The 12,164-nt window shown below is 63.0% G+C and carries 16 protein-coding genes and 2 pseudogenes; 11 read left to right on the plus strand and 7 right to left on the minus strand.

Annotation, left to right across the window (positions count from 1 at the left end; genetic code table 11):
• Positions 1-128, plus strand: a pseudogene (locus P2T65_RS20895) (IS5/IS1182 family transposase); the annotation flags it as partial.
• A 112-nt stretch (positions 129-240) separates the two neighbouring features.
• Here the strand turns inward: P2T65_RS20895 and P2T65_RS20900 are convergent.
• The 4 genes from P2T65_RS20900 to P2T65_RS20915 form a co-directional block, all read right to left on the minus strand.
• Positions 241-1,014, minus strand: coding sequence for a hypothetical protein (locus tag P2T65_RS20900; RefSeq protein ID WP_276200666.1), 774 nt, complete (start codon positions 1,012-1,014; stop codon positions 241-243).
• Positions 1,015-1,097: 83 nt separating this feature from the next.
• Positions 1,098-2,249: a DUF4417 domain-containing protein gene (locus P2T65_RS20905; protein ID WP_276200667.1), complete on the minus strand. Its 1,152-nt coding sequence runs from the start codon at positions 2,247-2,249 to the stop codon at positions 1,098-1,100.
• Positions 2,243-2,590 (minus strand): hypothetical protein, encoded by a 348-nt coding sequence (locus P2T65_RS20910; RefSeq protein WP_276200668.1) that lies wholly within the window; start codon positions 2,588-2,590, stop codon positions 2,243-2,245. The genes P2T65_RS20905 and P2T65_RS20910 overlap by 7 nt, the downstream gene beginning before the upstream one ends.
• A 14-nt stretch (positions 2,591-2,604) precedes the next feature.
• On the minus strand, positions 2,605-3,171 hold the full coding sequence (locus P2T65_RS20915) for a hypothetical protein (RefSeq protein WP_276200669.1): 567 nt from the start codon (positions 3,169-3,171) through the stop codon (positions 2,605-2,607).
• A 410-nt stretch (positions 3,172-3,581) separates the two neighbouring features.
• Between P2T65_RS20915 and P2T65_RS20920 the strand changes: the two genes are divergently transcribed.
• The 3 genes from P2T65_RS20920 (at position 3,582) to P2T65_RS20930 (ending at position 5,267) form a co-directional block, all read left to right on the plus strand.
• A complete protein-coding gene (locus P2T65_RS20920) occupies positions 3,582-4,253 on the plus strand; it encodes a DNA methyltransferase (RefSeq protein ID WP_276200670.1) in 672 nt (223 codons plus the stop codon).
• 230 nt (positions 4,254-4,483) lie between these two features.
• The gene (locus tag P2T65_RS20925; protein WP_276200671.1) at positions 4,484-4,699 is read left to right on the plus strand and encodes a DUF6499 domain-containing protein; all 216 of its coding nucleotides are present in this window, start codon (positions 4,484-4,486) and stop codon (positions 4,697-4,699) included.
• A 46-nt stretch (positions 4,700-4,745) separates the two neighbouring features.
• Positions 4,746-5,267 carry a DUF2285 domain-containing protein gene (locus P2T65_RS20930; protein ID WP_276200672.1) on the plus strand — a complete coding sequence of 174 codons (522 nt, stop codon included), beginning with the start codon at positions 4,746-4,748 and terminating at the stop codon, positions 5,265-5,267.
• Positions 5,268-5,272: 5 nt separating this feature from the next.
• Here P2T65_RS20930 and P2T65_RS20935 read toward each other — a convergent pair whose 3' ends face one another.
• On the minus strand, positions 5,273-5,560 hold the full coding sequence (locus P2T65_RS20935) for a DUF2285 domain-containing protein (protein WP_276200681.1): 288 nt from the start codon (positions 5,558-5,560) through the stop codon (positions 5,273-5,275).
• 466 nt (positions 5,561-6,026) lie between these two features.
• On the opposite strand from P2T65_RS20935, the gene P2T65_RS20940 reads away from it, so the two are divergent.
• From P2T65_RS20940 to P2T65_RS20965, 6 genes are all read left to right on the plus strand, one after another.
• On the plus strand, positions 6,027-6,296 hold the full coding sequence (locus tag P2T65_RS20940; RefSeq protein ID WP_276200673.1) for a helix-turn-helix domain-containing protein: 270 nt from the start codon (positions 6,027-6,029) through the stop codon (positions 6,294-6,296).
• Complete coding sequence (locus P2T65_RS20945) at positions 6,293-6,793, plus strand: DUF2840 domain-containing protein (protein ID WP_276200674.1); 501 nt, start codon at positions 6,293-6,295, stop codon at positions 6,791-6,793. Before P2T65_RS20940 ends, P2T65_RS20945 begins: the two co-directional genes overlap by 4 nt.
• Positions 6,790-7,335 (plus strand): S26 family signal peptidase, encoded by a 546-nt coding sequence (locus tag P2T65_RS20950; RefSeq protein WP_276200675.1) that lies wholly within the window; start codon positions 6,790-6,792, stop codon positions 7,333-7,335. Before P2T65_RS20945 ends, P2T65_RS20950 begins: the two co-directional genes overlap by 4 nt.
• A 35-nt stretch (positions 7,336-7,370) precedes the next feature.
• Complete coding sequence (locus tag P2T65_RS20955) at positions 7,371-7,706, plus strand: DUF736 domain-containing protein (protein ID WP_276200676.1); 336 nt, start codon at positions 7,371-7,373, stop codon at positions 7,704-7,706.
• Positions 7,703-8,635 (plus strand): transglycosylase SLT domain-containing protein, encoded by a 933-nt coding sequence (locus P2T65_RS20960; RefSeq protein WP_276200677.1) that lies wholly within the window; start codon positions 7,703-7,705, stop codon positions 8,633-8,635. The genes P2T65_RS20955 and P2T65_RS20960 overlap by 4 nt, the downstream gene beginning before the upstream one ends.
• 313 nt (positions 8,636-8,948) lie before the next feature.
• Positions 8,949-11,003, plus strand: coding sequence for a DUF3363 domain-containing protein (locus tag P2T65_RS20965; protein WP_276200678.1), 2,055 nt, complete (start codon positions 8,949-8,951; stop codon positions 11,001-11,003).
• Positions 11,004-11,032: 29 nt separating this feature from the next.
• Here P2T65_RS20965 and P2T65_RS20970 read toward each other — a convergent pair whose 3' ends face one another.
• Positions 11,033-11,689 (minus strand): TetR family transcriptional regulator C-terminal domain-containing protein, encoded by a 657-nt coding sequence (locus P2T65_RS20970; RefSeq protein WP_276200679.1) that lies wholly within the window; start codon positions 11,687-11,689, stop codon positions 11,033-11,035.
• A gap of 107 nt (positions 11,690-11,796) precedes the next feature.
• Here P2T65_RS20970 and P2T65_RS20975 point away from each other — a divergent pair, with 107 nt between their 5' ends.
• Positions 11,797-12,063 carry an MFS transporter gene (locus tag P2T65_RS20975; protein WP_276200680.1) on the plus strand — a complete coding sequence of 89 codons (267 nt, stop codon included), beginning with the start codon at positions 11,797-11,799 and terminating at the stop codon, positions 12,061-12,063.
• On the opposite strand, the pseudogene P2T65_RS20980 reads toward P2T65_RS20975, so the two are convergent.
• Positions 12,037-12,164, minus strand: a pseudogene (locus P2T65_RS20980) (IS5/IS1182 family transposase); the annotation flags it as partial. The gene P2T65_RS20975 and the pseudogene P2T65_RS20980 overlap by 27 nt on opposite strands.

Here is a 12,164-nt window from a genome sequence, read left to right on the forward strand (position 1 = left end):
TCTTCAACAAGATCAAACACTTCCGCCGTATCGCCACCCGCTTCGACAAGACGGCGGAAAACTTCCTCGCCGCCGTGAAGCTCGCGTCCATCCGCATCTGGCTACGCGGTTATGAGTCTACGGCCTAGAAAGAGCGCATGTGAAGTCGCCCGCCTGACGCCAATAGATCGGACGAAAGCGTCGAGGGAAAGTGAGATATCTTCCTCACGTACGGCTGATTTGAGTGGTTCCGCAGTCATATTAGGCGCTTATCCTTTGGGAAGCCTCGCGCAATCGCTGAGATTCTGTATCAATGGCGCAGCGGATCGAGGCGAGGAATCCGCGTAGGGACGGCTTCTGGGCGAGGCGTGCCATGACCAAGGTGGGGTGGTCACCGTCGATGGTCAGCGCGTAGTCTCCCGAGCGGAACCGAAGGGAACCGCGAAGATTCGCCAGCCCGATGAACAAGGGCCGGAAGCCCATGCCTCGGCCGATGCCGTCGCCAAAGCGTGAGCAGCCTTCCGTCAGCGTCATTTGCAGGGCTGTGCCGTTGTCCGCGAGGCTCGCATGCGCGGCGCCACTGCGAAGGCTTTCCAGCACCCCGATCCCTCGATCAGCCGCAACGAATTCAAACACGCCGGGCGCGGAGCGGAAGATCAGCATCCCTGTTTGTGACGCCTTGGAATGCTCGTAAATGTTGCTCTGCATTTCGAGGATCGCACCAACCAACTGTCCTGCGACCTTGTTTGCAAAGCCCGCCGCCACAGCGGCCTTCTGGGCAGCCACGCCAAAAGCGGTCCATGTGGTGGTCTCGGCTGGTGGTCGAGCCTCAGTCCGAAGAAAACCGAAGTCGCGACTATCCGCACGTAGCCATTGCTGCTTGCCATCTATCATGGCGCGATAGAAATCAGTCATGCCATCAAGGTTCAGCCAACTACCCGACTCGGGAGTTGGTAGAAAGCCAGCCGCAGCCAAGTGACTGAGCTCCATGAGAGGGCCGAGATCGCTGGTCGTCCAGCAGATGCCGTCAGGCACGCCTCCCTCCAGTCGCCCTCGCTCCGCCGCGAAAGCAAGATCGTCAACTTGCGCAAAGGTAAGAAGAGCAGACGAAGACGCTGTCATCCGAAAGCCACGCGCCTCTCGATACGTGAGGGGGTAGCGATTGGGCGCAGCCATCTCTCGACGGTTACATAATTTTCGGCAAGCAGCGCATCGAGTAGTGCACCGGCTGGTGTCAGCGCCGGTTCCCACCTCAATGTACCCGTTTCGTCTAAGACCGCGCGTCGTCGCTTCATGGTCTTCATGAAGATGGACGTCTCGACTAGGCTCACCCTGGTAAAGGCATTGGCCAGCATTGGGAGAACATCAATGCCCCCTCGAACGACGAGATGAAGCGGCCGCCCGATCGCACCCGCCATCCCAGCCAGCCATCGCGCATGGATTCCTTGACGCCCTGCCCAGCCGGTACCGGTGGCGAATTCATAGGCGATGTGAGTGATTTCCGGCCGACTGCCGATATATTCGGTCCAGCGCTGCATGTCCGTTTCGGTCCGGGCATTCACGTGGAGCGCGGTGGAAAGGCCTTCCGACTGAAACTCCTCGTGGACCAAGCCGATACGCTTCATCGCATGAAGGTCATCCCAGCGGGGTTGGTCGATAAAGAGACTATAGTTGGGCGTCGTCGCGAACTCGATGCCAAGCTCACGCAACTCGCGGATGATCCGGCGGCGTCCCTCACTGAGCTTCCACCATCCCTCGATAGGCGGGTCCTGGTCCGTGCCCGTCAGCACAAGGCGAGTGTTGGGCGCCAGTCCGAACGTTTCAATAAGCTCATTTCGGCTGCTGAACCGGAGTTGGCCGGTTCGGCGATGGAACAACTGATAGAGCGAGAGTGCGGTCGCCGGCGAATCGAAAGCGCAGGCCCGGGACGTGCGGTGGAAGACCATCGGAACGACCGCGGGCAAGTCGGACGACGATATGGGGACGGTCCGTGGAACCGTATTCAGATCGAAGCCGCCGACTTCCCGTACACGCAGGGCAAAATCGGGATGCTGGCGGCAGACCACATCGCACTGCTCCGGTTTCCCGCAGCAGAAGTCCAAGCATGAGAACATGTTGCGCCGGATCGAAAGGCCCCCGCAGAGGGTCTTTTCGGGGCAACCATGACACCCGAGAGAGGGAGCGTACCGTTCGCTATCGTGCCAGAGACGGCGCTCGCGGCGTGGATTGCGCGGCGATTGCGGGTCGGTTGTGGGGGTGGGCGTCAGCATATTGCGATTTCCGCGACTCCCGAGAGGGAATACACTTGCTCGACTGTGCCCTTAGCAACCCCGCAGGAGGAACGCACCGCCGCCACAAGATCGGTCGAAGGATTATGAAAACGCGCCACGACACTCAGGCCGCGCATGGCTATCAAGCCATTGTCTGCGGCTTGGACGGTGACGGCCTCGCCGGGCTGGAGGTGGGCATTGTTGACGATATCGGCTTCTGCGGTCCGCGCCGCGCAACTCGGTTGTCGAGTGAAGAGGTCGGCCGTCGCAAGCTCAACGCGGCGTCGGTCCCAGCTTTTCTCAAAACTCTTCGCGGCCTTCCGAATGAAATCCGCGCCCATGGCTGTGTTCCTTCTTATAAAAGGGGGCGATACCGCTTGTTGCGGCCTTGACTGACCTCGACAATCAGACCGAGAGCGGCCAAGGCGGCGAGGCGATTGTTCCAAGCTGTTGTCTGGGTAACGCCTTCGCGGTCCCCATAAATGCGCATTAGTTCAGCGGCATCAGTTTCGTTATGCGCGCGAACGAGATCAAACGTGACTTTTTGCTTCGGGTTCAATTCGCCGATCAGCGTCGATCCTTCCACGTAATTGTTATCGTCAAGCGTACACACGAGAAAAGCCTCGCCCCGATTCTTCGCCAATTCTAACAGCTCATCACGGATATCGTCGTTGACGTTGGCAATCACGGGATAAAGGGTGGATCGACGTCCCCGCACGTGCTCTCGGAAAGCAACTGCGCTTTCCCGCAAGAAACTTGCCGTTGCGACATCTACTTTTCCGAAATCGAGAAACACCGGCTCCGGAACCACCGGCTCGGTAGCCGTGGCGGATAGCAATTCATTCAGAACCTTCCGACCGTGAAGCGCGCCCGCCAATACCGTGCCGCGGCCCAACTTCTGAAAGTCAATTCGCAATGTCATATTCCTCACGTGCGCCACGTGAGATATGGGTAATTGGCGCGCCGGAGTCAAGGGCCGTCACAAGCGGCGCAGAACCTCTACGCAGGCTGCTCTACAGCGGCATCACGCGTGCGCAGAACCATTGCATGGTTATCATGCTGGACCAGAACCGAATGAACGCGCCGCCGTTCGCGCCACAGCGTGTAATCGGCGGTTGTAGCGAGGGGGCTAAGGGCGTTGCCCTCGCGCCGGCAAGGTAAGTGGAACCGTCCGGCGCGGTATCCCCAGCCTTCCGCGCTTCGCTTGTGCAGGCCGAGTGATCCCCCTCCGCCCCGGCCGCCCTTGCTCGTTGCTACCCCAGTCTCGGCGACGGCCAGAAGGTCAGGCGCGGCACACCGCTTCGCTGACCTTCAGACCCGAGGATTAGAGACATGACCGGCAACGCCAAAGCACCCCGCAACGTGATTTTCAATGCCGACTGCATCCAGGCGATGCGCTCTTTCGAGCGGGGATCGGTGGACTTCATCCTGACCGATCCGCCTTACATCGTGAACTATCGCGGCCGTGACGGTAGGAAGGTTGCGAACGATGACAACGCCCGCTGGCTTCGCCCGGCCTTCAACCAGATGCACCGTGTTTTGAAGGATGGAGGTTTCGCCGTATCGTTTTACGGCTGGAACAAGGTCGATTTGTTCATGGACGCATGGAAGGCAGCGGGCTTCCGCGTTGTCGGGCATCTTGTGTTCCGCAAGCGTTATGCGTCGTCGGCGAAGTTCCTGCGCTACGAGCATGAGCAGGCTTACTTGCTGGCGAAGGGCAATGTTTCCCTGCCTGACAACCCCATCGCGGACGTGATCGACTTCCCCTATGCGGGCAACAAGTTGCATCCGACGCAAAAGCCCGTCGAAGCCCTAGCGCCATTGATCGAGGCTTTCACGCAGCCGGGCGACCTTGTGCTGGACCCGTTTTGCGGCAGCGGTTCGACACTGGCGGCAGCTCACCAGCTTGGCCGGAACTGGACCGGCATCGAACTGGACAACGGGCACTATCGCACCGCCAGCGAGCGGCTTGCCGCGCAGCAGCATCACCGGGCGGCCGCATAGGCCGCCCATGTTCCATGCGATGACCGCCGACCGAAACACCGGCCGGCGCTCGCCGTGCTTCGCACGGCTCGCGGAATCACAGAGACTATGTTAAGAAGAAAATAACCAAAAATGATCGGGTTAGCCGCTCAACATATCTGTCTTGAGCGGCTTCTATTACTTCCGCCAATCTCTGAACCTCTCTAGTCCGGGCGTCGCCCTGGCGCGTCCCGGTTTTGGGAGGTGACGCCATGCTGAACATCGACTGGCGTTCACCGGCGGCATACAGGCACACGAAACACATTCCGGCCGCCGGTTTCGCTTGGGAATATCTGCGCCGGAATGACGAGTATCGTCAGGACTTCGAGACCATCGCGCTGACTGGACGGTCCAGCGGCCGTGACCTTGAAGCGTTCGCGCATCGCTGGGGCTTGCGATTTCCCGTGCGATCCCGACGCGCCGCATGACCGGCAACCGCCGTTCTGGAGTCCCAGCCTTCAACCGCAAGCGGTGATGCTGTCGCCTGTCGATCACGACGACAGCGACACCGAACCGACATTGACGCTGGCGCATCTCGACGGTCTCGACCTGCGCCGCGCTACCGATGGCTGGCATGGTATCTGGCGAGCGGATGGCGTCGCGCATCAATTCTGGCTGCCCGAGACGGTGCCGGACGCAGCCGCGTTTTACGCCGTCACGCTGCCGATGGATTCCTTTCTGGAGCTTCGCGCTCACGCCGCCCGCCGTTTCTGGCGATCACTCAACGGCCGTGTGCCCGGTCCCGATTTTCGAGCGGTCCCCGCGCAGCTCCGGCAATGGCATATCCTGTCGCTGCGCGCGCTCGACGCGCGGCTGCGCGGCGAGAGCTATCGCACCATCGCCGAAGTCCTGCTCGGCTTTCGCGGCACCAAGGAGGATTTCGAGAGCGACCCGCGCAAGAACAAGGCCCGCCGGCTGGTCGCGCATGGCATCAAGATGATGCGGGGCGGCTATCGCCTGCTGCTTCACTATCCGATCAAGCCCGGCAAGCGTTGATCGCATCACGCTTTGTTGGCTGCCGCCTGTTCCAGAATCTTCCGATAGCCCTCACGCGAAAGCCATTGCGCGCGTTCGAGATGGCTTTGCCAGCACCGGCGCGTCCGAAGTTCCTCGGCGACCGGATCGCGGTGCAGCACGATCCGCGCGACTTCCTTCCAGTCCGCGCCCTCGGCCTTGGCGTCTAGAAGCCGCAGATAGGTCACGAAATGCCGTTCGTCATAGACGGTTATGCCGTCGCCAGTCGGCGCTTCATCGTCCACATCGGGATCGAGTTCGACGGGAATCCGCATAGCCATTCCCCTTCATCCTGGAGAGCCTTGCTTGCGGTGCGCCCCCGCAAATGGCCCCTCTACCTGGTGATCGGGGAGTTAGTAACCGTGACTAGACGGCCCCATGACCTTTAGGCGAGAAGCCCTGGACATACGCCATAGGCTCCCCGACCATAAGGTTCGAGGATGGTGGTGCCGTCACGGCCGACACCAACCGCTAGTCAGGGGTTACTAAGCCCCAGAGCAGCGCGTCTGCTCCGATTTCATTCTTAGCCGAGCCACGCGCCGATGTCTTTGCTTATTCGGCGCGGCAGGCAACGAGCCGCTGAAATCCCTTACCTATTCGACAGGCCGCGCACCGAGGGGGTGCCGCCAGCGCATAGGCGCAAATGCGGCACGCTACGCGCCGCCGGTCCCTCGCCATGGTTCGCCACAGCCCGCTGTCGCCACCGACAGCAGCCGCATCCAGACGAACCGGAGGTGATCCATGGCTAACCCGCTGGCGGGCCTGCCGCCGCGCCTATTGCGCACCAAGGAGGCCGCGCGCTTCCTTGGCATTTCCATCCGAACCCTTGAGAAGCATCGCACCTACGGGACCGGCCCGATTTACCGCAAGATCGGCGGCCGCGTCCTCTATGCGGTCGAGGACTTGCAAGCCTGGACTGCAATCGGCGCGCGCAAATCCACCCGCGACGAGACCGCCGGCCGCGTGTTTCCGGCACGTCCGCTGACCCCCGATGAGCGGGGCGAACAGTGACCCGGCGCGCTCGTCGCGGCGCGCATGGACCCGCGCCCTTCACCACATTGGTTGAACTGACCTTCGAGAAACGCAAGGTCGAGCATTGGATACGCTTCGGCCGCAAGAGCTACGAGCAGATCATCGACCGCCGCCGCAGCGTCGTCGGCTTCGCGCCGGGCAGCGTCTTTGCCTTCGTGCGATGGGCGAAAGGCGAGCACGGCACTGTCGTTTCGCGCATCGACATTGTGCGCGCCATCGGTCGCGGCGAGCCGTTCCAGACATTGCCGTGCGTGTGCCCCGGCGGCGAAATCCTGTTGCGCCTCGACGGCTGGCCGAAGGTGCAGCGCGCGCTTGCCGCCATCGACGCCGTGGAATCGCTCGGCCTCGATCCGGCCGACGCCTCGCCGGAGCATTGGCGGCACGTCCACAACCGTTTGGCTGCCAATCTGAAGCCGCACGCCTACACGCCCGAGCGACATGCCGCTTGGCTTCACCGCCGAAGGATCGACCCATGACGCGCCGCCGCACCCTCACGGTAACGGCGCTTGCCGTCATCGGCATCGCCGCCGCAAGCGCGGTCGAGACGCCGACGAAACTCATATGGAACGCCACCGCCAGCGCGCCAGTCGGGTTCTACACCATCGAGCCGGCCGAGCGGATCAACGTGCCCGAGCTGATCGCCATCATGCCGCCCGAGCCGCTCGCCGCCTTCATGGTCGAGCGCGGCTATATCGCGCGAGGCGTTCCACTCTTGAAGCGCGTCTTGGGCCTGCCCGGACAGCGGGTTTGCCGCGCCGGCCGCACGATCACGGTGAACGGGATCGAGATGGGCGAGGCGCTGGAGCACGACAGCCTCGGCCGCGATCTGCCCGTCTGGCAGGGCTGCCGCGTCATCGGCGACGACCAGCTTTTCCTCATGAATTGGAAAGTCCGCGACAGCCTCGACGGCCGTTACTTCGGACCCATCCCCGCAGCTTCCATCATTGGCCGAGCGGTCCCGCTCTGGACCGATGAGGAAGGCGTCGGCCGCTACGAGTGGCGCGCGCCGACGCACTGAAACCACCCCCCGAAAATCAACCGCAGGAGATTTCCATGGCAGAGATAGGCACCTTCACCCGCACCGAAACCGGCTATGCGGGAGAGCTTCATTCGTTCGGCCTCCACGAAAAGCTGTTCATCGTCCCGGCCAAGTCGAGCGACGTGAAAAACGCGCCCGATTATCGCGTGCGCCTCGATAGCGAGGACGGCCCGGACGCAGGCCCCGCATGGAAAGACTCCAGCGAGAACGCTGGCGAGTTCGTGTCGATGCGATTGGAGGGGCCAATCTTCCCGTTCCCGATCCGCGCCAAACTGTTCCAGTCCAATGACAATCCTTCGATCTGGACCCTGCGTTGGAAGCACCCCCGGAAGATCGAGGATGAGGAATGACGGCCGCGCGCGTCCGGCGCGCCATCCGGTCAAAGATCGGCATCCCTTTGTTCGCGGAAAAGCCGTCTCATCCCTTCGTCCCGCTCGGCGACCAGACGGCCGGCGCGCGCAGAGAAGGTCAGGGGCGGCCCTCGGCCGGCGCTTGCGCCTTGCCCTTGACCGCAGCGAGCACGCTGGCAGGCTGGCGGCGGAGCGGAGACAGGCCGGCATGGCATTATGCCGTCCTGCTGCTGGCGGGGGCGCTTTCCGTCTGCATCGGATCGGGCGTCGCTGTCGCGCAATCCGTGCCGGTCGAGCGCCCGGCCGCCGCCCATCCTTATGCGGCCCACATCGCCGAGGCGTCACAGCATTTCGGCATACCCGAGCATTGGATTCGTGCCGTGCTGCGCGCCGAGAGCGCGGGCGACGTGCGCGCGGTCTCAATGGCCGGCGCGATGGGATTGATGCAGGTGATGCCCGACACATGGGCGGGCCTGCGCGTCCGCCATGGCCTCGGCCGCGATCCCTACGACCCGCGCGACAACATCCTCGCAGGCACGGCCTATCTGCGCGAGATGTTCGACCGCTACGGCAATGTCGCGGCGATGCTGGCGGCCTACAATGCCGGTCCCGGTCGCTACGACGAGCACCGCGCGACGGGCCGACCGCTTCCCGCCGAGACGCGCGCATATGTCGCCGCGCTCGCGCCGATCCTTGGCGGCGCGGCTCCATCGGATACGCGGTCCCCACAGCCGGCACCGCCGCCCGATTGGCGCGAGGCACCGCTGTTTGTCATGCGCCCGGCCGACACGCGGGCTGCCGCCGCGCCGCCGTCCGAGGCGCAATCAGGCGACGGCCGCGCTGCCGTTCCGGCGCGTGATCCCGCCCGTGCGGAGCCGCAGGACGGCAGCATTTTCGTGGCGAGCGCCAGCGACGGGGGAACGCCATGAGGGCGGCGTTCCCGCGCTCGGCGGCGCTGGTATCAGCATCCAGTCGGGCAGGTTTGCGCCCGGCAGGATTCCCGGCGGGAGGGGCAGAAAAGACAGAAAGGGCGGAGGGCAAGATTAAAGAAGACGGCACCATATCGGGCCGCTTCTGGAAATTATTGTTGTCTGCACACTGGTTAGGTGTCCGGTTCCGGCACCATGGTTTTGAGAGGCCGCGTGCCGCGATTTCGCGCAAAGCCTTGGCTTTGCAGGGTTTCGAGCGGCACCATAGGCGCAGATCGGCCGTTTTCAGGCGGTTTGGGCGGGAGTCGCGCCCTTGAGCGCCGACGACGAAAACCGCTTCCGTCCGAAGCCCGGTCGCATCCGATCCGACACGCCGAAGGCTGGCAAGAGCAAGAGCTTTTTCACGCAGGTCAAGAAGATCACCCGGCAGCATCAGGCGGCAGCCTTCCGCGATCCTTCCATGCCGTCATCCGCCCGCCCGTCATCGCCGGGCCGTTCCCGTGCCGTGGTCGCCAGCGGCAAGGGCGTGAAGCGCGGCCGGGGCGCGAGCTTCGTGCGCGCCCGCAACATCTCAGGCCAGTGGCATCATCGCCAGCCCGGCAGCCGCCGCGTCATCGTCAAGCAGCGCAGCGTTCGGGCCGCGTGGAAGGGCGGACGCGCCCGCGCGCATCTGCGCTATGTCCAGCGCGACGGCACGTCACGCGACGGCGAGCGCGGCCGGCTCTATTCGGCGACCGAGGACCGCGCCGATGGCGACGCCTTCCTTGATCGCGGCAAGGACGACCGCCACCAATTCAGATTCATCGTCTCGCCCGAGGACGGCGCGGAGCTGTCGGACCTCACGGCCTACACCCGCGATTTCATGCAACAGGTGGAAGCGGACCTCGGCACGAAACTCGATTGGGTTGCCGTCAATCACTACAACACCGGCCATCCCCATGTGCATATCGTCGTCAACGGCCGCGACGACACAGGCGGGGATCTAGTCATCAACGGCGACTACCTTTCCGCCGGCCTGCGCGAGCGCGCCAGCGAGCTTGCCGGTCTGGAACTCGGTCCCGTCACCGAGATCGAGCAGACCCGCAAGCTGTCGGCGGAAATCGACCAAGACCGTTTCACCCGGATCGACCGGGCGATGGCCGAGGAAGCCGATGCCCGTTTTGTCGATCTGCGCCATGAACCGGCAGCGCCGAGGCGGCAGTTTGAGCGGGCGCTACGCCTGCGCAGGCTCGCCAAGCTGGAGAAGATGGGGCTGGCGACCGAGCACGCGCCCGCCGTTTGGGAATTGAGCAAGGACATGGAGCCGGCCCTGCGCGAGCTTGGCGAGCGGGGCGACATTATCCGCACCATGCAGAAGGCGCTCGGCCCGCAGGGTGGCGAACGTGATCCCATGAGCTTCCAAATCCATGACGGAGCGCCCGAGACGCCCATCGTCGGCCGCGTCTTGGACAAGCACCTGTCCGACGAGTTGGGGGAGAACCTGACAATCGTTGTGGACGGGATCGACGGCAGGACGCACCACATCGCCGGCATCACGCCCGAGCGGCTGGCGGACGCCCGCATTGGCAGCGTCATCCAGATCGGTCCGGCCGAGGTGACGGCCCGGCCGTCCGACCGCACCATCACGGCCATCGCGGAGGACGGCATCTATCGGCCGAGCCGTCATCTGGAGCAGGCGAAGTTCGAGGGCCGCGTTCCGGGGGGCGACTATGAGGGCTTTGTCGATGCCCATGTGCGCCGACTGGAGGCGTTGCGTCGCGCCGGCATCGTCGAGCGGATCGGCGCTGACCAATGGCGCATCCCCGATGATCTGGTCAGCCGTGCAGCCGCTTATGACGCCGGCCGTGACCGGCAGGTCAGCGTTCGCGTGCTTTCCCCGGTCGATCTGCAAAGGCAGATCGGATCGGACGGCGCGACATGGCTGGACCGGCGATTGGTCCATGGCGAAACGGCCGACCTTGCGCCGGCCGGCTTCGGCCAGCAGGTGCGCGAGGCGATGGACCACCGCCGCGAACACCATATCGAACAGGGCGACACCACGCGAGCGCGGAACGGCCGCATATTCTACCGCCGCAACCTTCTCGCCACCTTGCGCGAGCGCGAGGTTGCCCGCGTCGGTGCGGAGATGGCCGAGAACAAGGGCCTGCCGTTCCGCGCCGTCACGGACGGCGAGAACGTCAGCGGCAAGTTCACCGGCACCGTGCAGCTATCGAGCGGCAAGTTCGCCTTGGTCGAAAAGAGTCATGAGTTCACCCTTGTTCCGTGGCGGCCGGTCATCGACCGCCAGCTCGGCCGCGAGGTTATGGGCATCGTGCAGGGCGGATCGGTGTCGTGGCAGTTGGGGAGGCAGAGGGGTATAAGCCTCTAACTGTCGGCCGCGCGCATGGCGCTGTTTCCCTAAGCTTTTAGTCTCTTCAGCCGGTCAAGGTGATGTATCAGAAGTCTCAGTGCGGCCTCTCCACTTTGCAGCCCGATCATCACAGCAGTGCTAAGGCCGTGGATCAGCCCTAGTAGAATAGCGGCCTCATTATCGGCATTTAGTTCGGCGTCGAACTCTCCTGCTCTCTGTCCTTGCTTCAAAAGCGAGACAATGCGCTGAAGCAACCGATTCGGGCCTTCAACGAACACTTGGTTTGGAACTTCGATGTCGGTCATCCCTAGCACCGCATAGGACATCCAAAGCAGATGAAAATCGCGCCGCCGTGAGTCGGTTGGCAGAGCTTCTACAAAGAGGGCCTTTAGGATTTCTGTAGCGGTCGATGGCTCCGGCGAACTGGCGGCGCGATACGCCCACCGTTCGTTGCTCATCCTGTCCAGCATCGTGAGTCCTGCCCGCATCAGGCCGCTCTTAGTCTTGAAATAATACTGCACGAGACGAAGCGATATCCCGGCCTCGGAAGCCACTGAGCGCATGGAAACGGCGTGCAAGCCCTCTCGCACCGCCAGCGTGACAAACGCTTCTAAGATCGTTGATCGGCGTTCATCGTGGTCAACCGTTCTTGGCATAAAGGGTCCCTTGGTTCTGTTGAGTTTTTGATGATACGACTGTATCATGAAAACTCAACTAAGTCCTTTGGTGTCGTAACCTCATGTCGTCAGCCCCTCCCATCATCCCGCTTCGTCTTTGGATGGTTGCCGCAGTCACGGGGTCCGGCGCGTTCATGGCCATGCTCGATTCCACTGTCGCCAATCTTGCCATCGACACGATCAGCCGAGAGTTCGGTGCGCCGTTAGCGAACGTCCAGTGGATCGCCACAAGCTATCTTATCACGCTCGCACTCTCGCTCCCGTTGACCGCGTGGCTCGCACGACGTTTCGGTTCGAGCCGTGTCTGGGTGGCCGCTATTCTTGTGTTTGTCGCTGCGTCTGTATTGTGCGGAATATCGCGTGACCTGACGACATTAGGCCGTAGACTCATAACCGCGTAGCCAGATGCGGATGGACGCGAGCTTCACGGCGGCGAGGAAGTTTTCCGCCGTCTTGTCGAAGCGGGTGGCGATACGGCGGAAGTGTTTGATCTTGTTGAAGA

This window comes from Chelatococcus sp. XZ-Ab1 (assembly GCF_029309855.1).
Lineage (GTDB): Bacteria > Pseudomonadota > Alphaproteobacteria > Rhizobiales > Beijerinckiaceae > Chelatococcus_A > Chelatococcus_A sambhunathii.

Bases quoted from the DNA above. Each gene is read 5' to 3' on its own strand.
- P2T65_RS20960 (WP_276200677.1), top strand. From the start codon at position 7,703: ATGACGGCCGCGCGCGTCCGGCGCGCCATCCGGTCAAAGATCGGCATC.
- P2T65_RS20950 (WP_276200675.1), top strand. From the start codon at position 6,790: ATGACGCGCCGCCGCACCCTCACGGTAACGGCGCTTGCCGTCATCGGC.
- P2T65_RS20905 (WP_276200667.1), bottom strand. From the start codon at position 2,249: ATGCTGACGCCCACCCCCACAACCGACCCGCAATCGCCGCGCAATCCA.
- P2T65_RS20955 (WP_276200676.1), top strand. From the start codon at position 7,371: ATGGCAGAGATAGGCACCTTCACCCGCACCGAAACCGGCTATGCGGGA.
- P2T65_RS20910 (WP_276200668.1), bottom strand. From the start codon at position 2,590: ATGGGCGCGGATTTCATTCGGAAGGCCGCGAAGAGTTTTGAGAAAAGC.
- P2T65_RS20915 (WP_276200669.1), bottom strand. From the start codon at position 3,171: ATGACATTGCGAATTGACTTTCAGAAGTTGGGCCGCGGCACGGTATTG.
- P2T65_RS20935 (WP_276200681.1), bottom strand. From the start codon at position 5,560: ATGCGGATTCCCGTCGAACTCGATCCCGATGTGGACGATGAAGCGCCG.
- P2T65_RS20925 (WP_276200671.1), top strand. From the start codon at position 4,484: ATGCTGAACATCGACTGGCGTTCACCGGCGGCATACAGGCACACGAAA.
- P2T65_RS20970 (WP_276200679.1), bottom strand. From the start codon at position 11,689: ATGATACAGTCGTATCATCAAAAACTCAACAGAACCAAGGGACCCTTT.
- P2T65_RS20975 (WP_276200680.1), top strand. From the start codon at position 11,797: ATGGCCATGCTCGATTCCACTGTCGCCAATCTTGCCATCGACACGATC.
- P2T65_RS20920 (WP_276200670.1), top strand. From the start codon at position 3,582: ATGACCGGCAACGCCAAAGCACCCCGCAACGTGATTTTCAATGCCGAC.
- P2T65_RS20940 (WP_276200673.1), top strand. From the start codon at position 6,027: ATGGCTAACCCGCTGGCGGGCCTGCCGCCGCGCCTATTGCGCACCAAG.
- P2T65_RS20930 (WP_276200672.1), top strand. From the start codon at position 4,746: ATGCTGTCGCCTGTCGATCACGACGACAGCGACACCGAACCGACATTG.